Below are 17671 nucleotides of genomic sequence, written 5' to 3'. Positions count from 1 at the left end.
CGAAAAACAGTGCAATATTGACTGGAAGTTCACACGACAGGACGCAGATAAAAAACTATCAAGACATTATGCTGCATAATTAAATAATCGTCACAGTAGTTTATCCCAATCCTCATATTGATGGTAACACAAGCGCCAGTTAAAATGGTGATATTCTATTTCCTCCCGGTTCATTGGCCGGGACAGAAAAGGCACGGCGTTATATAATCCCATTGGCCTGCGGTTGCGGTCGCACCATATTTCTGCATCCATAAAAACGTAGATTCGTGGCGGGTACTTGGTTTGGGGTTTGAAATAATAATCTACCCTGCCCGAAGTTTTTCGGGGTATTGCGTTCTGCCGTTCGTATTCTGCACGCTCGCTGGCGGATAGGACGTAGCCATCTTTAATTTTGACCATGACATTTATTTAAATGGTTCGTAAACGTTGATGCGGCAATCCAGTCCGCAGAGCCTTTGTTCGATAATCTCCTTAACCTGCGACCAATCCAGTCCGCCGTTTCCGCAGCCAAGCGCAGGCAGTGCAAGGGCGGTCAGTCGCTTGGCGATGATAAAGTTGCGCAGTGCGGTCAAGCCCGTTTCAATGTAGCTGTATTCAGATGGCAGACGCCAATGGGTCTTTGTGGGCAGGTTGATGATGAGGCGTTCGCCATACAACAGGTTGCAGTCCCTGACCGCCAGTAAGCCGCCAATGCGCAGTTTACCGTTCCGGCAAGCCCGCTTGTATTGATTATAATTTTCGGGGAACGCTTCCCGGAATTGCAGGGCAATGCCTTTGCCCATCACTCCAACGGTGTTGACGGTATTGACTACTGCGGGGGCGGTATCCGCTAATAAATCGCCTGTAGTGTAAGTTATCATAGTCAATTTTAATAATCATGTTCATTATACCTGCTGCGCATGAAATCCTCAAACAGGCGTTCACGCTCCCGCTTAGCTGCGGCCTTTTTCGCCCTGCTGTTACAGCCACGAAAAAATAATAGCCAAATCCCAAAAGCGGCTATGATGCCATAAGCGGGGGTTTTGCTGCTGATGGCAGCCATATAAAATCCTGTTGAAATAAAGCAGGTGCAGATGAAATAAAATGTAGTTTTCATAACTGTGCGGTTTTAATTTTTAAGAGTTGCTGATAAAGGTTTTCCCAATAGGCTTGCAGCCGTTCATCGGCTGCGGCCATTGCGGGGTCTGTATGGCGGTAGTGCCGATAGTCGTCGGCCTGCAACAAGGCCAAATCCAAATCGCTGACTTCGATTGGCTTGCCGTCCAAATCTGTAATTTTCATCTTTTCCATTTTAAGCTGCTTTGGTTTTAGTGCGTTTGGGTTTCATCGGTTTTACAATGGCAACGGGCTTGCTCACTTTAAGGGGCTGCATCCTGAACTCTTTCAGGTTGACGAAAAAGCCCCGGTTAAAGAGCATCCCCTCCCGGAATAGCTGCCAAAGGAGGGACGCCCCTGCATTGGCCAGTGCCGAGTTGATGAATAAGTCCTGCTTGGTCAGAGCTTCGGCTAAGGAACAGCTTGGCGTTTTGTCGCTGCCCTCCGAGGCCAGTAACAATTCCCGAAATTCATCGGTCACCATTGGCAGGGTATCAACGGTATCGTACTTTTTCATTTCGGGCTGCGCAATTTTACCAACGGTGGACAAGATGACCTGCCCTGTAAAACGGCTATTGCCGAAGTCCATATAATACAAAGGTTTGTTCCTGCCATAGCCGGAATGCTTGGACAGGTTTTTTAGGATTTCGGCAATTTCCATACGAGCCTGCACGGTGTCCACACAGGAAATGGTCAGTCCGGCCTGCGCCAGTTCGGGCTGTTCTTTCAAACCCGCTTTGTCATAGCGTGCGGTCACGGCTTTCCAGTTCGTCCCGAAGAACAGGTTTACCCTGTTGATCAGGGCAACAGCCTTATACTGTTTCAATTCGGCGGTGGCAAATAGCTGCCTGCCGAGGTTAGCACGTTCGACCTTATCATCATCGAACAGCCGGACAAACAGGCCGGGATGGTTCAATTCGTTCAGGGCGTGGTTCATCCTCGCCAAAGCGGTAAGTACCTGGCTTCCCGTTCCGCCTGCACCTATCAAGTTAACGACAATGGGATTGTAGGGGTTGAGCCATTCTTTTTCTACGATGTGAACGGCTGCGAGGGGCTGTCTTATTTTTATCTTTTTCATCGGATTAACTGGTTAAGGTTTAAACCACAGGCAAATAGCGTATCGTCAGGAAATTTATCCGTTGAGGTCGTTTGATTTTTCCACAGGTGAACGATGTTTTTGCGGGTGCGGGTTTCACCGCCGAGCATGTGGCTGAAATAGCTGCCAAAGAAATAAGCCTCCCATTGCGCCATAAAATCTTCTAAGCGGGTGTTGCGGTCTATGTTGATGTTTACGTTTCCCATGCAGACACTGCCGTCCTGATAAGTGTTGAAAAAGGGGGCATGGTATAACCCGGTTTTACCCGTTGGTTTTGATTTTCCTTTCAGGGCAAACACCCTCAATTTGTCCCTTGTCGCCTTCCATACCATTGCGGGAACGTAGCCCTTACCGCAGGGGATGCCCAAGCTTTCCACAAAGAACAAATCCCTTTGCTGTGGCGGGGTGTACCAAAGGGCAAAACCGTTACTATCGGCGTTGACATACAGCAGGTTATTGGGTAACAAACCTTTTGATTTCAAAAAGCCGTTCTGCATTTCGGCGCTGCTTTGCAACAGTTCCGCTAAGGCGATGCTTTCCGTGAGCGTCAAGGGATGGGCATTGACGGGGTTGCCACGCAAGCCGATGTCATAGCTTTCCACATAAACGGAGTTCGCTTCGTCCATATTGATATTCCGGTCATTCTCCCTCTTGCAGTTGTAAATCAGCAGGGCTTTATAGGGGACATAAATGTCATTGAAGTTGTCAGTAATGTTATTCATGGTCGTATTTATTTAATAGGGCGCATAATTTTTCTATCAGGTCGAAAAGTCTTTTTTCAAAATCTAAATCATTGTCGGGCTTTGCTTCCGGGATATCGAATAGCCGGACGGAGGTGGGTTCGTCGGTCACCCCGCATTCCTGAAATTCATTGTTAATCATCTCGAAAAGCATGTCCTGCATACAATCGTTGCTGCTCCAATAGAAACTGATATACTGTTCGGCTCTGATCCTTTCGGTTTCTTCGGGTTCTACCAGTTCATCGTGGATGTTGTCGAATACGCTGCGCTGCGGATATTCTTTATGCAGCGTCAAAAACTGTTTTGCCAAAGCTTCCGTTTCCAAGTCCCAATTTTCGCTCCCGTGGTAGGCTTTGATATTTTCCTCCCATTTCATCAGGTAGTCATTTTCACGGATGAGCGTTAGGATGCGGTTGCCTGAATATTCCATCGTATGCAGCAAGTCGAGTTGTTCGTCCCGGTATTGTTGCTCTTCCTCGCCCTCGTCGTCCGCTTCTTCTATCCAGTTGCGCAGGGTTTCATATTCGCCCGACAGATAGCTGTCATATTCAGTATAATAAGGCACTTGCACCACTTGAAAAAGGTAGGCGTAAACCGACAACAGCATTTCCGCTAAGGGTTGTTGCTGTGCGGTCTGTACCAAGTTCCATAAGGGGCGCACCGGGATATAATACAGGCACATGCCCGTATCATATCTTTTGAGTACGGCTAAGGTTGCACGGTGACTGCTGTCATTGATGATGATACAGTTGGCGGATTTGTCCTTTAGCTTTACAGCTTCCTCTACCTGCATATAAGCGGTGGTGACGTTCTGCGGGAACTCCAAAGCCGAAACATCCGGCTCGGCAATCCCGTACACCTCGCATAAGTTGGTGAGGGAGCGAAAAAATTCCGCTTCCACCTTTCGGTAATTCCGCCCCTGTATCGCCAAAAAAGGCAGAAAACAGTGGTTCAGAAAACCATCGGCACGATGCCTTGCGGTGCGCTGCGTTTGCGGTTGCGCAAAACGGCTGCGGTGTCGGGCAACCTGTCGAGTTTTTGGGTATAGTCGCTGAATAGCTGGTGCAGTTTCCATTGGTCATTGTCTTTGGTGATGGGTACTCTACGTTTGATGGTTTGTTGCTTCATGGTGTTATCCTTTCGTTCCCATCGTACTTTCAAAGCGGTACTGTATCTGGTCGTTCTTGAATTCCGGGCCGACGATTTTAGCGTTGGTCAGGATGGGATAGGTCGCTGAGTAAAAGGTCATGACCGCTTCGGGGGCAAATCCGGTTCCGGGGTCTGTTAAAATAATCTCTATGCCGTTTTCCTTATGCAGGAAAACCCGTTCTAATGTTGTTGTCGCTAACATGGCTCTGCTCTTTTAGTCTTGGTTAAATAATGATAATGCCTGCTCCATTTGATTTCTCTTGCGGGTCAGGTCGCCCAACTTGCCTCTTAGTTCCGCTGCCTTTTCGGGGTAGTCTTCCGGCGATGGCAGTATGGCAATAGCTTCGGCATATTTACAGGCTGCATTCAGTTCGCTGATTTTTTGCATGGCCTCGTTATAAGTCTTTTTAAGTTCCTCCTTGTTCGGCTGCGGCGCGCCTACCTCGATGTCCTCGTTTTCTTCGTCGTCCGCTTCATCACCATCGTTTTTAGGCTTGGGGGCAGTCTTGTTCTTCTTGTCCTGTACCATTTTCGAGGCCAAACGTGCCTTTTCCAGTTCCTTATGGTAGGCATTGAGGTTGTTATAAAGCCCTGCCGTTTGCTGTACGGGCTGTGTAATGGTTTCAAAAAATCCCGCGTCCATTTCGGTCGCTGTGCCTTTCAGGAGCATAGGCGGTATGGCCTTGGTGGCATTATCTGCATTGTGCAGGGCGGTGAATAAGGCCGATACTGTAAACCCGCCCTGTTCATCGGTATGGATGGTTAGTTTCCAGTTGCCGGCAGCGTTCATTGCTGCTATATTTTCAAAAAAGTTCGTTTTCATCATTTTAATTTTTGGGTGTGCGTTTGTTCAATTCAACTAAGTGGTTGGCCGACCTGCCGTCTGCGGTAAACAGGTATTCGTTGGTTAACAGGCTTTCCTTGATGGCGGTATCACTGGTCAGGAAATCATATTGCTTTTCGAGGGACTGGTATAGGTAGCGGTTCAGGATTTCCGCAACGGAGCGCAGCCATTCTTCCAGTTTGTCCAGTTCTTCAAAGATGTTGTCATGCGTTTTGCCGTCTTTGATTACTTCCGTAATACCCAAATTGGTTACCACCCCGTATTGCCTTGACCTGCCGATAATTTGCGGTTCGCTGGGCAACAGGCCACCTGCTACCAATGCCATCACCCTGCGGTCAACCTGCGGAGTTAGGAATACAAATTCCTGCATCGGGGCATAGTCTTTCCACGATTGATTGGTGATTGCGGTGATCAGTTTGGGTATATCTACCATTGCGGAGAAACCGCTGCCGTCCCCCTGTGAATAAAAGCCCCTGAATTTGATACTATCTTTTATGACGGCTATTCCCATGTAAGCGCACAGTTGCATAAAGTCCTCAAATTCATCGTGCCACCAATCAAAACCGATATTCAAATCCCGGTAGGTTGTTAATGCTTTTTCTTTTGCTGCCTTGTCCAATTGGTTAAAGCGGTATAGTTTGAGCGTTATCGTTTTCATGTTTGTTTAGTTTTAAGGAAAGGGGGATTGCTCCCCCTTCGGGTTGTTAATTAAGGGCTAATGCTTCTTCTCCGTTTTTGGCATAGCCGAGGCATAAATCAAATGCAGCCTGTGTGCGTAGCTGACCTGTACCGCCTATAATGGATTTTACTTTGGCTTCCTCGTCCTTGTATTCCTTTACATTTTGGAAGTACCCGGTAATGGCGTTATATGCGCCGAACAAAGTCCCTTTGGTGGTTTCGGTCTGTTGGGTCGGGCTTGCCATTGCGTACATAAAGGCGTTATCGCAGATGTTTTTAAAGACGGTCGAAAGTTCCTCGCCAGTTTTGAGGCTCTTTAAAACTTCTTTGCTCGGTGCCATTGCCTGTTGGATAAGCTTCATTACATCCTTATCGGTGATGCGCACCTTTGTCCATTGGTTAAAGATGCCGTCCAGTTCATCGGCCATTTTGTTGGATATGCCCATGACCTTGTGCGCTTCTTTCAGCCTGTCCTCTGCATTGGCGGTATGGCGTATCTTAATCGTATTAGAGCTGTTACGCAGGGCAGCGCCGAGGGGTTAGGGTGAGGTCACGGGTCGCCCCGCAACCTTCCCCACAGATCTGGACGTGCCCCTTTCAGGGCATCCAGCTCCCAGACTTAACTTATCCGCATAATGTTGTCTGCGGTGACAACGCTTGTGAACTAATTGCATGTTTGATAATTTGTTGTCCATTCGATTCTTGTTCTTATGGTGTCGTTCCCATGATTCGTACCAGTGTAACTTACTCGTACAAATAGGACAATAGCCTCCTTGTATTCTGTAAAGTTTTTCTGCCATCGATCCGGTTAGAATTGCATTTCTGCAACCCCAATACTCGGTATCGCCATCAAAAGGACTCCTCGCCGTTTGAACCTTCTTCCATGATACATCAGTACTAATATCAAATATGCCAAATGCAACATCTCCTAATATAAATCGGTCTACTAATCTGCCTCTCCGTTCCACCTTTCCAACGTACCGTTCCATAAAGTCATGTCTACTACTACGATGTTTATGTACGTCTTCATATGCCTTGTAAAGAATTGTCTCCAACTCCCTTCTTAGCTTCATAAATCCATGCGATGCATCCATAGCCCATTTGTAATAATTCAGCCACCCGTTGACCATCATTCTCAGATGGTCTGCTTTCTTAGTAAGTTCACTTTTGTTACTGTATTCAAATAGCCGAATCATTTTCGTCCATTCTCTGATTTTCTTTGCGAAAGCGTACACCTTGTCTGGGTCAGGGTAAAACGTGACTTTATATTGTTTGCCATGTTTCCCACTTTTCCATTTATCGAATACAAAACCAAGAAATTTGAAGCTGTCACCTTGATGAAATGCTACCTGCCTTGTTTTGGCTTCACTTAGCTTTAGGCCTCGTTTGTCCAGTATTGCTGGTAATACTTCCATCACCCGTTCTAAGTAGTCTTTATTTTCACATACAATAACAAAGTCATCTGCATATTGCATAAATCCTACCGATGGCGCATGCTCTCTGCACCTCTTTTTAATACTGCTGACAAATCCATAAAATGGTTTAAGGTTTTTATCAGCAGGTTTTCTTGTTATTATCAGGTGTTCATAGAGTTCAAAATCGATCCCCCATAATCCGATATTACATAATAGTGGGCTAATCACTCCGCCTTGCGGTGTGCCTGCTTCAGTTTCATGTAAGATGCCATCATCAATATAACCGCATTTGAACCATTGATTAATTGCTCGTAGAATGTTATTGCTAGTTCCTTTCAATTTATCCAGTATGTACTGGTGATTGAGGTTATCAAAACATCCTTCGATGTCGGCATCTATTACCATAACATCGCCTTTGCGACATTTCAGATTATGCCATACCGCCATACAAGCATCAATGGTGCATCTTCCAGGTCTGAACCCATAAGTGTTCTCACTGAATTTTGCTTCCCATTCGGGTTCTAATGCAATCTTGACTAATGCCTGATAGGCTCTGTCTTCAATTGTTGGAATTCCCAACGGTCTTAACTTACCGTTTGACTTTGGGATGTAGGTTCTTTTCAATGGTTTTGCCTTGTAATCTTTGTCAAGGTTCATCCGTTGTGCTAAAGACAATCTTTCCTCATTGCTTCGGATAACTACCTTATCTACACCCGCAGTGTTCTTTCCCGTGTTCTCAGAGGTAACTCTTTTTACACTTAGTAATCTGGCATACGGGTCTTTCAGTAAATCCCTCTGTAATTTTCTTACTTCGGTAATGTTACTGGCAAGCGCTGCCCGATACATTTGATTTTGCTTTCGGAATATACTTTGTTCAACTGTTTTCCAGTCGATGTCTTCCCATCTGTTTACTTTCAGCATTTTAGTTACTTTCATTTGTATCCTTTTGTTAAATCCACAACGAATTTGGCTTATCTGGTCAACCGTAGCCAACCAGCCTTTGCTTGGTCGTTGTTCCTACCCGATATATCACATTCGTTCAAGAGTACTTATTGCTTCCCAGCAAAGTGATATTCGGTTTCCTCGTTCCTTTAACCAATGTTTGCCTAAACTTAGACTCCTCTCTATACCGCCAGTCGTGTACAAGCTTATGGATAACCCTCGAACAGACTGGGCTCCTGTTGACTGGAAGACTGTACCATACGATGTGGGTACAGCGTCAGTGCTCACGATACCTTAACGAGGTTATCATATTTAGTTCGTCCCATCTTTCTCATGCGGCATCGCTCCGCTGGATTGACTTTGCTCCGAGCTTCCCACTCCCTGTTCTCTTGGCAGGTTAAGGGTCGGATGGACTTTATTAGATAAGCCGCTAACACCAGCATTCCACTGGATTGATTAAAAGTTAAATCCACCCTTACGGGTGAGACCCGTACAGCTTATTAGGCTGCACAACGAGTCGCACTATTCTGGCAAACAATTCTAACGGGGGTAAACGCTGCGGTGATACTGCCCGAACCATCGTGCGAGGTGGTTAGAAAAAGGTATTTTTCGATATAATCGTCGCTGCCTACCTTAATATAGCCGGGAAGTTTGGCGGTGATAAATATGCGCTCACCGTTCCCCAATGCCCCTGCGGTTTCGTATTGCATCCCGTCCCCGCCAACGATAGCGTCAAAAAAGCTGAACGCATCCCGGTTCTGTACGATGCTGTAATCCCTGCCGACTACGCCCAAAACGGTATTGTTATCGGTGCGCATAGTGGCATAGTAATTTGGTACGGTAATGTCCATACCCTCTACCAGTTCACCCGCATCGCCTATGGTCATTGCCCGGCTTTGGGTAAACAGAGGTGATTTGATGACTTCGTAGTCAAGCCCTGCAAACTGCAATGCTTCCTTACTGGTGGGGTATTCTTCTACGATCTGCCCTAATCCGTGCCATGCCTTTTGCTTTACGCTGAAAAAGCTGTGTTGTCCTGTCTGCTCGTTGAAATTGATATTGTGTGCCATTTTTTTGAATTTTTATGTATTGGATTTTTAACTGTCTGTGCTTCGGGCCCGTTAGAATGGCAGGTCGTCGTCGTCGGGTGCGCCTCCTGCGTTGGCTGTTTGCTTCTTGTTTGCCTTTGGGGCAGCTTTTTCCGCTTCCTTTTCGGCGGGTGCGCCTGCGGATTTGCCAAGCAGCTTAATGCTTTCGGTGTTAAAATTCAGCGTACCTACGGCCTCGCCGTCACGGTTGATATACGCCCCGGCCTGCATCCGTCCGGCCAGTTGCACCAAAGTGCCTTTAGTCAGGTATTCGGCTATGCCGGGATTGCGCCAGTAGGAACATTCCACGTAGGTGGTGATTTGTACCCTGTCTTTGTCTTTCGGCTTGTAGCTGTCGTTAATGGCGATGGTAAAGCCTGTAACTTTTTTGTCTGTTTTGGTAGTCCTTACGGCTGCGTTTGCTACCACTCTTCCTGTGATTTCCATTTTTTTTTGATTTTTAGTGAACTATTTTTTTTGTTGTTTCTTCCTTTCGTCCGTTTCGCTGTGTGTGTATTTTTTAAAAGAAAAAGGGAAAAAAGAAAGCAAAAAAGAGAGCCCGCTTAAAGGCAAAAGGAAACGGAATAAGTCCCGAAGGGTGGGCTGTGAGCGAAGCGAGCAGGCCATTATGCCGTAGTCTTTTGACCACCCCAAAGCATCCTTCGGAGCTCGACCTTAGCTGCGCTTTTTACCCGTTTCGCCTAAAAAATGGGTACATTAAAAATCCCAAACGCTTAACTCCCGTTAGCCGATAGCAGCGGCATCCTGCGCAGCAGATACAGCGGATAGCGCGGGCCGGAGGCAACGACCAAAAGAATTGGGGGTTGATGTTTTGGCTTGCGGACCCGCATACCTGCCACGTAAAAAAGTTAGCTTTGTGAAAAAATAAACACATGGGCATCCTATCCGAACCACAGATCACACAATACGATACCATTTTAAAAAAGATCATCACTGACCTTGAAACCCAGCGCCAGGCCCAGGGGAGCGTCCCGGACAGCTACCATGCATTTCTGAAAAGACTAACGGAATTGATCCAGGCCTTGAAAACGCCCCAATCCGAAAAGGACTGGTTCAGGTTATACTTAAGTGTTTATGAAAATTCTTTCTTTGACAATAGTTTAAATCCATTCAATACCCTCGTGAAAGCTGATTTCCTGAGCATCTGGCTTTCATTGGGCATACGCGAAAAGCAGGAAGTGGCGAAACTAAATGACCAGCTTTACCGGTTTATCAATACCCCCAACTTTACCGACCAGTCGCTGGAACAAAGGGTCATCAAGCCTTTTGAAAGCTTCAGTAAAACGTTATCCCTGAGCTCTGACATCACGCAGGAACAACTAAGCGGCTACGATGCCAGTTTAGGCGCAAAAGCCTTCCGTTTCCATTATGCCGGCAAAGATGAGCAGAAGGCTGTCATTTCTTGTTGGTGCAAGCCGGATTACGTTCATATTACGATCAAAAACGAGGGCCTTGAAGAAAACTTTGTGAATACGATAACAGACGCGCTCAGCAAGTGTATTTATGCATAAATACAGCTAAAGAAACGAACAGACCTGCAAATCAGCTATGCCTAAATTTCAATTACCCCCGCTAAAGGATGAGAAACTTTTTGAAGAGTTTACCTGCGACCTGTTCAATGCAATTGGCGACGAGGTGAAACAAAGGCCCGGCGACTACCAGATCTTCGGGGTTAAGGGACAGAACCAGCGCGGGATCGATATTTATTCAAGTAAACGAACGACGGCCATCCAATGCAAATTAAAAGACATCCGTAAAAAAGACGAGCAGATCCGGCAGCAGCTGAAAGTTGACATTTTAACTGATGTAGAAAAAGCGCGGAAGCTGAATTTGGAAATATCACGGTTTATTGTAGCGTCTACCTTCCGCGATGATACGTTATTACAGGAATTTGTCCACCAGTTAAAGGCCGGGCTACAGCTTCCATTCGAGGTATATTACTGGGGATGGGATATCTTAACACGCCATGCGGAACAATACAGCAATATCCTGACCAAGTACTTTCCTCATGTAGATGAGCAACAAAAACAAGCGAGTGCAAATGCTAATGAATTCGGTTTCGAGGTGATGCACCGGATCACTTCCGGAAAGCAATTGGTTGATATCGTTGGTGCGGTGCATGCCTATGGCTTTCAAAACGACGAAGTGGAGAATGAAAATGAGGCGGAGGTGATCGGTTATTTCTTTGATAACCTGAAAGAGTATGGAGAAATTATCGGGATGGATATTTATGAAAATAGCGAAAGGATCAAACTTGGCCTGACCTTTAACGGCTATCTGAAGCAAGTGGAAGAGTTGGGATTTCTGGTTTTTGGCGGACGGCAGAAACAGCCGATGCCGAGTGAGAGCGGGAAGGACCTCGGGAAATGGGACGTGGCCGTGATCTATGTGATCAGAAAGACCAACCCGATGGTGATCAATTGGGAGGAATTTGCCAAACAGCAAAATGGAAGTAAATAAAACGAACTGGCGGCGACACGATTTTCGTGCCAAAAGCTTGTATATGGTTGTCGAGGGACTTGCCAAATCAATTGCCGAACTGGAAAAAAATGTACAAGCAATTCATTGGTGTGACGGGGACTGGCTGATGGAAGAAACCGAACCGATTTACGGATTGGCCTTCGTCGCCTTCCAAAATTATATTAATGGCAGTATCAGTGATTTTTATGGCGATACCAAACAAAAGAACACTTTTTACAAAAAGGCCCCTTTGATAGAAAATAGTAACCGGACGAATATCGAACTGATCATAACGCTCGCCAATTATGCCAAGCACAAAGATGAGGGCGACCCGCACCCGGGAACCTCCGCGGTGCTTGACGCCTTTGATTTTAAGTATAAGAAACTGATTTACCTGGATGAGGGCCCGATCTTCCGTGGCCTGGCTATTTTAAACGCAGATTATGACTTTTTTAAATCATGGAAACGGTAATCAGCTGGCGCGAGCATCTATGGTTACCTGCGCATTAGTATGCTAAAGATGTGCAATGGGGTAACCAGTCTAGTATGTCAACAGCCCCGGCAAATGATCGTCCGGTACAAAAGCGCTGATCAACTGATTTCTATAATTCCCGTAAATATAACTCCAGGTCACGCTTGTACACCTGTCCTGTTTTAATAAAACCGAATTTTTTGAGGATATGCACCATCTCTGGCTTACGGGTGGTACTGAACATTGTCTTTTGCTGTACTAAGGGCATAAAACTCCGGAGCAAGGTTTGGCAATGCCCTTGTCCGCCATAGTTGGGATGTGTCGCAATATAGCCCAGTTCAAAAGGATAGGAACCGGGCAGTTCCGGTGCCATCGCGGATTTAAAAACCCCCTGTTTATAGCTATCCGTGGGATTTTTCAGGCAGCAAGTTGCGATTACCGTATTTTCACTAACGATCATACCTACGAGTCCTGCGCGGTGCAGGCCCACTTTCACGTATGCTTCCTGAATTTGCCCACCCTCCGTCACCAGTTTGATAAATTGTTGGCGCAGACCTCCATCCATATCGTGGGGCACTTTTACGATGCAATTAAAACCAGTATGGTCCGTCATAACAATTCATATTTTGCGAGCAAAGTATTAAATATAAAAAAAGAAATGATACCCTCCGATAGTTTTTTCTTATGACCTGATAAGATTAAATGATTTTGAATACCTACCGGGTCCCTCTACTTTTACCCTATCTAATAATTAAAAAAACACAATCAAATCATCAAATCTATTAATCAATTTATAAAATGGAAACAGAAGGTAATGATATCAGCAAATGCCCGTTTCATAACGGCAGTATGAAGTCCACCGTCGCCGATGGCGGCACAAGGAACCCGGACTGGTGGCCTAACCAGTTAAAATTAAATATCCTGCGACAGCCGTCAACGAACTCGAATCCTTATGGACCCGATTTTAACTATGCTGAAGCATTTAAAACTTTGGACCTGGAAGCGGTAAAAAGTGATCTTCACGCCCTGATGACCGATTCTCAGGACTGGTGGCCAGCGGATTTTGGCCATTACGGTGGATTATTTATCCGTATGGCCTGGCATAGCGCCGGTACTTATCGGGTTGGTGATGGACGTGGTGGTGCGGGAGCCGGCCTGCAGCGCTTTGCGCCATTGAACAGCTGGCCGGACAACGTTAGCCTCGACAAGGCGCGAAGGCTCTTATGGCCGGTTAAGCAAAAATACGGGCGCAACCTTTCCTGGGCCGACCTGCTTATTTTGGCGGGCAATGTTGCGCTTGAATCCATGGGGTTCAAAACTTTCGGTTTTGCCGGGGGACGAGTAGATGCCTGGGAACCGGATGAATCAGTTTACTGGGGCTCGGAAAATACCTGGCTGGGCGGTGACAAGCGTTACGCACACGGGTCTCCCGGTGTTGTCGAGGGCCACGGCGTACTGGTATCAGATGATGATGCCGACGGCGATGTTCACTCCCGAAACCTGGAAAACCCGCTTGCGGCGACCCAAATGGGCCTGATCTATATTAATCCGGAAGGTCCGGATGGCAATCCTGATCCGCTGCTGGCAGCCATAGATACGCGGGATGTCTTCGCTCGTATGGCGATGAATGATGAGGAAACCGTTGCACTAATTGCCGGCGGTCATAGCTTCGGCAAAACGCACGGTGCCGCATCAGCTGAACACGTAGGAAAAGAACCGGAATCAGCCGGCCTGGAGTCACAGGGACTGGGCTGGAACAATAGTTATGGAAGCGGCGTTGGTGCGCATACGATCACCAGCGGCCTGGAAGTGACCTGGACAAAAACGCCGACCCAATGGAGCAATAATTTCTTTGAAAACTTGTTCGCTTACGAATGGGAACTGGTTAAAAGTCCGGGCGGTGCGCACCAATGGCAGGCGAAAGATGCCGAGGCTATTATTCCGGACGCCTTCGATCAAACGAAAAAATGGCTGCCAACGATGCTGACCACCGATCTTGCTCTAAGGGTAGACCCGGTTTATGAGAAGATCTCACGAAACTTTTTGGAGAATCCGGATGCCTTTGCAGACGCTTTTGCCCGTGCCTGGTTTAAACTGACGCACCGTGATATGGGGCCACGCTCGAAATATGTCGGACCCGATGTTCCTCAAGAGATATTGCTTTGGCAGGATCCGATCCCTGCGGTTGATCACACGCTGGTAAACGAAATGGATATTACCGCGTTGAAAGAAAAAGTATTGGCGTCAGGGTTGACTGTTGGCGAGGTAGTTTTTATTGCCTGGGCATCTGCCTCAACTTTCCGTGGCTCGGATAAACGCGGCGGCGCAAACGGCGCGCGTATACGTTTAGCGCCTCAAAAATACTGGCAGGCAAATAATCCTGAATTGCTGCAGCGCGGTTTGAATATTTTAGAAGGCATACAGGCAGAGTTTAATAATTCGCAGGCCGATGGCAAGAAAATTTCGCTGGCCGATCTGATCGTCCTGGCGGGCAGTGCAGGTGTTGAGCAGGCAGCTAAAGCGGCCGGACAAACGATCACGGTGCCTTTCACTCCAGGAAGGATGGACGCGTCACAGGAAAATACCGATGTGGAGTCTTTCAGTCATTTGGAACCCGCTGCTGATGGTTTCCGAAACTACCGTAGTTCTAAAATCCCGGCGGCAACGGAAGCCATGCTCATTGACAAAGCTCAGCTGCTTACGCTGAGCGCACCGGAACTTACGGTGCTGATGGGCGGCTTACGTGTCCTGGATACGAATTTTGATGGCTCAAAACACGGCGTATTCACGCAAAGGCCGGGTCAGTTAACGAATGACTTCTTCATCAATCTTTTGGATATGCGAACTGCCTGGAAAGCATTGACAGCGGACAACGAACTCTATGAGGGCCGGGACCGTAGCTCAGGTGAGCTGAAGTGGACAGCAACCCGTGCCGATCTTGTGGTAGGCTCAAATGCAGAACTGCGTGCCGTGGCTGAGGCCTATGCCAGCGCGGACGGGCAGGAAAAATTCGTGCAGGATTTTGCAGCGGCGTGGGTTAAAGTAATGAATCTTGATCGATTTGATTTAGCCTGATGCTTGCCAAAATTGGCTGATAACTTAATTTGAAAAATTGGTCCGGTCCATGTTATTCGCCGCCTTTTATAAGCGGCGTTTGACAATGGTCCGGGCCTTTTTATTTTACCATATTAATGTAATTAACCCCACACCAGTTAAACATACCTACGATTCCTATATCTAATGACACCGTGAAGCAATAAAACCGCTTCGAAAAACTAAAAACACGATAAGGCTTGCAGTATTGATAAAATCAATCTAATTTGCAATCTCATAATTATTATTGATAAGTATGACCCTTATCCAGCTTAAATACATTATCTCTTTAGACACCTACCGGCACTTTTCCGTTGCTGCGGAACACTGTTTTGTCTCACAGCCAACGTTGAGCATGCAGTTACAAAAGGCTGAGGATGAACTCGGGCTGCGTATATTTGACCGTAGTAAACAGCCGTTAATTCCAACCGAGCATGGTGCAGAAGTCATAGAGCAGGCCAGGCGGATCCTTGCTGAATGCGAGGTGCTGGACCAATTGGCGAGCTTTAAAACAGGGGTTATCGCGGGTGAACTTCGGATTGGTATTATCCCGACCCTGGCGCCCTATTTACTTCCTCTATTATTACCTGTTTTTACCCGGCGGTATCCGAAAGTGAGGTTGGTGATCAGCGAGCTCATCACTCCGACGATTGTTTCCTATCTGAGGCAAGGGAAAATAGACGTCGGCATTTTGGCTACGCCGCTTAATGAGAGCGGCATCAACGAAATTCCCCTGTTTTACGAAGAGCTGCTTGCTTTTGTCGCGAAGGATTCGTCCACAGAAAAAAAGGTATACCTGCTTCCGTCTGACATTGATACCGACAGACTCTGGCTGCTGGAAGAAAGCCATTGCCTGCGCAGCCAGATCGAGAATTTATGTGAACTGAAAAAGGCGCATGATTTGAATAACCAGATCACCTATGAATCAGGGAGCATCGAAACGCTGAAGCGAATGGTTGATACCAATGATGGAATTACCATACTACCTGAGCTGGCGGTGTTGAACGGTGATCATCAGCAGAAAAAACAACTGCGATATTTCAAAGCACCGGCACCCATGCGACAAATCAGTCTGATCGTACACCGGGGATACATCAAGCGAAAGCTGATCAGCCTTTTAGAAAAGGAAATTAAAGAAGTCATTCCTGAGAAAGTCCTTAAAAACAAGCCGAAACATATTGTTCCAATCGTCATTTAAGGATCGCTGGCCCGGACTTCACACAAACTTTGCTAACTACAATTTCTACTTGGTAATGAGAAATAAATGGTGATATCCGTATCAATCGGTTTGACGCCGGGATATCCTAAATCAAATCATAGGATTCCCTGATGTACTTGAATAGCGCCGGCCGCAGGTCATCAAGTGTGTCTACCCGGATATGGTTCTCGAACTTTTTACCAGCAGGCGCACTTTTAATGACCGGTTTTTCCGGGTGCGCAGCTCTGGAATAAAATTTGATATCCAGCCATTTTTTCATCGGCCGGATGATCAGAAAACCCGCCCGCCTGTAAAACACAATACAATTGGGTGTCGTACTGATAACGACTTTGGGCCAGTCAGCTACTTCGGCTAAAATTTTATCAAAGACCAATACTAATTCCTCGGACCGTCCCTCGAATAAGCTATCTAAGCTGACGCGCTCGCAATTATGCCGGTAATCCGCCCAGGGTAATTCACGCTCACATTTAGGACATGTCCAGCCCATGATCTCATATTTTATTAAATTTACGCCTATGATTAACAAACCGATGCCCTTTGAGTTTTTGCTGGATTACCTGCCAGCTCATGTAGTCGTCCTGCCGGTTATCGGAATGTTTTTGATTTATGCGAATGGTAAAAACGTCCTGATCTTTCGCAAAACCAGGAAGAACCCGCAGCATAACGGCATTTGGATCTCTACCAAAAAAGAGTACCACGATAGCCTTAAATCCGAAATTCCAGCTATTACGGGTTTTGACTTTGAGGATCATGCCACCGAAAGTGACTGGTTGCTGTTGAGTGATGCCCACGAAGACTTTGAAACTGCCGCAAACCAGCTTTGTGAACTGGTAACCGCTAAGGATCACAGAATTGGGAAAATCACACCAAAAAGTACAGCTTTATTTAATTAGTTAAACGTTATGCAATTTGATCCCGGAAACCCGATAAATAAACTTTGCGCACAAGGGATGCTATTGGAAGGCGAAGCCAAACCGGCTGAAGCGGCGGCCTTATTTTTACAAGCCTGGGAACAAGCCATTAACCCGAGCGAAAAATTCGTCGCCGCCCACTATATGGCGCGACATCAGGCCAGCCCCGAAGATAAATTGCAGTGGGACGAAACCGCCCTGCAATTCGCTTTGCAATCAGATGAACCTGAAATCGAACACGTTTATCCGTCGCTGTACCTGAATATCGCTAAATGCCATGAAGATCTGCAGGATTACGTTCAGGCAAATGAAAACTACCGGTTAGCACTGCATTATGCGGCATTATTGCCGGATGACGGCTATAGTAATATGATCCGCTCGGGTATCAACAGTGGCCTTGACCGGGTAAACCATTAGGCGCCAGGCAGTGACCCAGTTCCAGGCACTG

At 46.7% G+C, this 17671-nt stretch carries 23 protein-coding genes and 1 pseudogene; 7 read left to right on the top strand and 17 right to left on the bottom strand.

Going from position 1 to position 17671, the window contains the following annotated elements; translation table 11 throughout:
* Positions 1-90: 90 nt before the first annotated feature.
* The 15 genes and pseudogenes from BLS59_RS25490 to BLS59_RS25425 all read right to left on the bottom strand — a co-directional run bounded on the left by BLS59_RS25490 (position 91) and on the right by BLS59_RS25425 (position 9494).
* Entirely contained in the window at positions 91-399 is a 309-nt protein-coding gene (locus tag BLS59_RS25490; protein ID WP_091154483.1) for a hypothetical protein, read from the bottom strand.
* A 5-nt stretch (positions 400-404) separates the two neighbouring features.
* Entirely contained in the window at positions 405-860 is a 456-nt protein-coding gene (locus BLS59_RS25485) for a macro domain-containing protein (RefSeq protein WP_091154480.1), read from the bottom strand.
* 8 nt (positions 861-868) lie between these two features.
* Positions 869-1096 carry a hypothetical protein gene (locus BLS59_RS25480; protein WP_091154476.1) on the bottom strand — a complete coding sequence of 76 codons (228 nt, stop codon included), beginning with the start codon at positions 1094-1096 and terminating at the stop codon, positions 869-871.
* The gene (locus tag BLS59_RS25475) at positions 1093-1290 is read right to left on the bottom strand and encodes a hypothetical protein (RefSeq protein ID WP_205411350.1); all 198 of its coding nucleotides are present in this window, start codon (positions 1288-1290) and stop codon (positions 1093-1095) included. Before BLS59_RS25475 ends, BLS59_RS25480 begins: the two co-directional genes overlap by 4 nt.
* Before the next feature lies 1 nt (position 1291).
* Entirely contained in the window at positions 1292-2173 is an 882-nt protein-coding gene (locus BLS59_RS25470; RefSeq protein WP_091154472.1) for a PRTRC system ThiF family protein, read from the bottom strand.
* Positions 2170-2913: a hypothetical protein gene (locus BLS59_RS25465; protein ID WP_091154469.1), complete on the bottom strand. Its 744-nt coding sequence runs from the start codon at positions 2911-2913 to the stop codon at positions 2170-2172. Before BLS59_RS25465 ends, BLS59_RS25470 begins: the two co-directional genes overlap by 4 nt.
* A complete protein-coding gene (locus tag BLS59_RS25460; protein WP_091154465.1) occupies positions 2906-3832 on the bottom strand; it encodes a hypothetical protein in 927 nt (308 codons plus the stop codon). The genes BLS59_RS25465 and BLS59_RS25460 overlap by 8 nt, the downstream gene beginning before the upstream one ends.
* A 50-nt stretch (positions 3833-3882) precedes the next feature.
* Positions 3883-4092, bottom strand: coding sequence for a hypothetical protein (locus BLS59_RS31360; protein ID WP_143014244.1), 210 nt, complete (start codon positions 4090-4092; stop codon positions 3883-3885).
* The gene (locus tag BLS59_RS25455) at positions 4064-4282 is read right to left on the bottom strand and encodes a PRTRC system protein C (RefSeq protein WP_091154461.1); all 219 of its coding nucleotides are present in this window, start codon (positions 4280-4282) and stop codon (positions 4064-4066) included. Before BLS59_RS25455 ends, BLS59_RS31360 begins: the two co-directional genes overlap by 29 nt.
* Positions 4283-4294: 12 nt before the next feature.
* Positions 4295-4903 (bottom strand): PRTRC system protein E, encoded by a 609-nt coding sequence (locus BLS59_RS25450; RefSeq protein WP_162842774.1) that lies wholly within the window; start codon positions 4901-4903, stop codon positions 4295-4297.
* A gap of 4 nt (positions 4904-4907) precedes the next feature.
* Positions 4908-5582: a hypothetical protein gene (locus tag BLS59_RS25445; protein WP_091154453.1), complete on the bottom strand. Its 675-nt coding sequence runs from the start codon at positions 5580-5582 to the stop codon at positions 4908-4910.
* Positions 5583-5628: 46 nt separating this feature from the next.
* Positions 5629-6126 (bottom strand): DUF932 domain-containing protein, encoded by a 498-nt coding sequence (locus BLS59_RS25440; RefSeq protein ID WP_091154451.1) that lies wholly within the window; start codon positions 6124-6126, stop codon positions 5629-5631.
* Between the two features lie 15 nt (positions 6127-6141).
* Positions 6142-7953, bottom strand: a complete 1812-nt coding sequence (gene ltrA, locus BLS59_RS25435) for a group II intron reverse transcriptase/maturase (RefSeq protein ID WP_091154447.1) — start codon at positions 7951-7953, stop codon at positions 6142-6144.
* 527 nt (positions 7954-8480) lie between these two features.
* Positions 8481-9029, bottom strand: a pseudogene (locus BLS59_RS25430) (DUF932 domain-containing protein); the annotation flags it as partial.
* A 51-nt stretch (positions 9030-9080) separates the two neighbouring features.
* A complete protein-coding gene (locus BLS59_RS25425) occupies positions 9081-9494 on the bottom strand; it encodes a single-stranded DNA-binding protein (RefSeq protein WP_091154444.1) in 414 nt (137 codons plus the stop codon).
* A 446-nt stretch (positions 9495-9940) separates the two neighbouring features.
* Here BLS59_RS25425 and BLS59_RS25420 point away from each other — a divergent pair, with 446 nt between their 5' ends.
* The 3 genes from BLS59_RS25420 to BLS59_RS25410 are packed head-to-tail and all read left to right on the top strand — an operon-like array spanning position 9941 to position 12000.
* Positions 9941-10579 (top strand): hypothetical protein, encoded by a 639-nt coding sequence (locus BLS59_RS25420; protein WP_091154440.1) that lies wholly within the window; start codon positions 9941-9943, stop codon positions 10577-10579.
* A gap of 37 nt (positions 10580-10616) precedes the next feature.
* Positions 10617-11528, top strand: coding sequence for a hypothetical protein (locus BLS59_RS25415; protein WP_091154437.1), 912 nt, complete (start codon positions 10617-10619; stop codon positions 11526-11528).
* Positions 11515-12000 (top strand): hypothetical protein, encoded by a 486-nt coding sequence (locus BLS59_RS25410; protein WP_091154434.1) that lies wholly within the window; start codon positions 11515-11517, stop codon positions 11998-12000. The genes BLS59_RS25415 and BLS59_RS25410 overlap by 14 nt, the downstream gene beginning before the upstream one ends.
* Positions 12001-12130: 130 nt before the next feature.
* Here the strand turns inward: BLS59_RS25410 and BLS59_RS25405 are convergent, their stop codons facing one another.
* A complete protein-coding gene (locus BLS59_RS25405) occupies positions 12131-12613 on the bottom strand; it encodes a hypothetical protein (RefSeq protein ID WP_091154432.1) in 483 nt (160 codons plus the stop codon).
* A gap of 185 nt (positions 12614-12798) precedes the next feature.
* Here BLS59_RS25405 and katG point away from each other — a divergent pair, with 185 nt between their 5' ends.
* Both katG and BLS59_RS25395 read left to right on the top strand, forming a co-directional pair.
* Complete coding sequence (gene katG, locus BLS59_RS25400) at positions 12799-15075, top strand: catalase/peroxidase HPI (protein ID WP_091154428.1); 2277 nt, start codon at positions 12799-12801, stop codon at positions 15073-15075.
* Positions 15076-15349: 274 nt separating this feature from the next.
* Positions 15350-16291 (top strand): LysR substrate-binding domain-containing protein, encoded by a 942-nt coding sequence (locus BLS59_RS25395; protein WP_091154424.1) that lies wholly within the window; start codon positions 15350-15352, stop codon positions 16289-16291.
* Positions 16292-16397: 106 nt separating this feature from the next.
* Here BLS59_RS25395 and BLS59_RS25390 read toward each other — a convergent pair whose 3' ends face one another.
* Entirely contained in the window at positions 16398-16799 is a 402-nt protein-coding gene (locus tag BLS59_RS25390) for a DUF5655 domain-containing protein (protein ID WP_091154421.1), read from the bottom strand.
* Positions 16800-16827: 28 nt separating this feature from the next.
* Between BLS59_RS25390 and BLS59_RS25385 the strand changes: the two genes are divergently transcribed.
* Together BLS59_RS25385 and BLS59_RS25380 are read left to right on the top strand one after the other, a co-directional pair.
* Positions 16828-17205, top strand: a complete 378-nt coding sequence (locus tag BLS59_RS25385; RefSeq protein WP_143014243.1) for a hypothetical protein — start codon at positions 16828-16830, stop codon at positions 17203-17205.
* A 9-nt stretch (positions 17206-17214) separates the two neighbouring features.
* Positions 17215-17640, top strand: a complete 426-nt coding sequence (locus tag BLS59_RS25380) for an rRNA adenine methyltransferase (RefSeq protein ID WP_091154415.1) — start codon at positions 17215-17217, stop codon at positions 17638-17640.
* The last annotated feature ends 31 nt before the right edge of the window (positions 17641-17671 follow it).

The organism is Mucilaginibacter pineti (genome assembly GCF_900101875.1).
Classification (GTDB): domain Bacteria; phylum Bacteroidota; class Bacteroidia; order Sphingobacteriales; family Sphingobacteriaceae; genus Mucilaginibacter; species Mucilaginibacter pineti.
This window is presented reverse-complemented; position numbering and strand designations above follow the sequence as displayed.

Excerpts from the sequence above, each read along its gene's own strand:
- BLS59_RS25490 (WP_091154483.1), bottom strand. The coding sequence starts at position 399 with ATGGTCAAAATTAAAGATGGCTACGTCCTATCCGCCAGCGAGCGTGCA.
- BLS59_RS25485 (WP_091154480.1), bottom strand. The coding sequence starts at position 860 with ATGATAACTTACACTACAGGCGATTTATTAGCGGATACCGCCCCCGCA.
- BLS59_RS25480 (WP_091154476.1), bottom strand. The coding sequence starts at position 1,096 with ATGAAAACTACATTTTATTTCATCTGCACCTGCTTTATTTCAACAGGA.
- BLS59_RS25475 (WP_205411350.1), bottom strand. The coding sequence starts at position 1,290 with ATGGAAAAGATGAAAATTACAGATTTGGACGGCAAGCCAATCGAAGTC.
- BLS59_RS25470 (WP_091154472.1), bottom strand. The coding sequence starts at position 2,173 with ATGAAAAAGATAAAAATAAGACAGCCCCTCGCAGCCGTTCACATCGTA.
- BLS59_RS25465 (WP_091154469.1), bottom strand. The coding sequence starts at position 2,913 with ATGAATAACATTACTGACAACTTCAATGACATTTATGTCCCCTATAAA.
- BLS59_RS25455 (WP_091154461.1), bottom strand. The coding sequence starts at position 4,282 with ATGTTAGCGACAACAACATTAGAACGGGTTTTCCTGCATAAGGAAAAC.
- BLS59_RS25450 (WP_162842774.1), bottom strand. The coding sequence starts at position 4,903 with ATGAAAACGAACTTTTTTGAAAATATAGCAGCAATGAACGCTGCCGGC.
- BLS59_RS25445 (WP_091154453.1), bottom strand. The coding sequence starts at position 5,582 with ATGAAAACGATAACGCTCAAACTATACCGCTTTAACCAATTGGACAAG.
- ltrA (WP_091154447.1), bottom strand. The coding sequence starts at position 7,953 with ATGAAAGTAACTAAAATGCTGAAAGTAAACAGATGGGAAGACATCGAC.
- BLS59_RS25425 (WP_091154444.1), bottom strand. The coding sequence starts at position 9,494 with ATGGAAATCACAGGAAGAGTGGTAGCAAACGCAGCCGTAAGGACTACC.
- BLS59_RS25420 (WP_091154440.1), top strand. The coding sequence starts at position 9,941 with ATGGGCATCCTATCCGAACCACAGATCACACAATACGATACCATTTTA.
- BLS59_RS25415 (WP_091154437.1), top strand. The coding sequence starts at position 10,617 with ATGCCTAAATTTCAATTACCCCCGCTAAAGGATGAGAAACTTTTTGAA.
- BLS59_RS25410 (WP_091154434.1), top strand. The coding sequence starts at position 11,515 with ATGGAAGTAAATAAAACGAACTGGCGGCGACACGATTTTCGTGCCAAA.
- BLS59_RS25405 (WP_091154432.1), bottom strand. The coding sequence starts at position 12,613 with ATGACGGACCATACTGGTTTTAATTGCATCGTAAAAGTGCCCCACGAT.
- katG (WP_091154428.1), top strand. The coding sequence starts at position 12,799 with ATGGAAACAGAAGGTAATGATATCAGCAAATGCCCGTTTCATAACGGC.
- BLS59_RS25395 (WP_091154424.1), top strand. The coding sequence starts at position 15,350 with ATGACCCTTATCCAGCTTAAATACATTATCTCTTTAGACACCTACCGG.
- BLS59_RS25390 (WP_091154421.1), bottom strand. The coding sequence starts at position 16,799 with ATGGGCTGGACATGTCCTAAATGTGAGCGTGAATTACCCTGGGCGGAT.
- BLS59_RS25385 (WP_143014243.1), top strand. The coding sequence starts at position 16,828 with ATGATTAACAAACCGATGCCCTTTGAGTTTTTGCTGGATTACCTGCCA.
- BLS59_RS25380 (WP_091154415.1), top strand. The coding sequence starts at position 17,215 with ATGCAATTTGATCCCGGAAACCCGATAAATAAACTTTGCGCACAAGGG.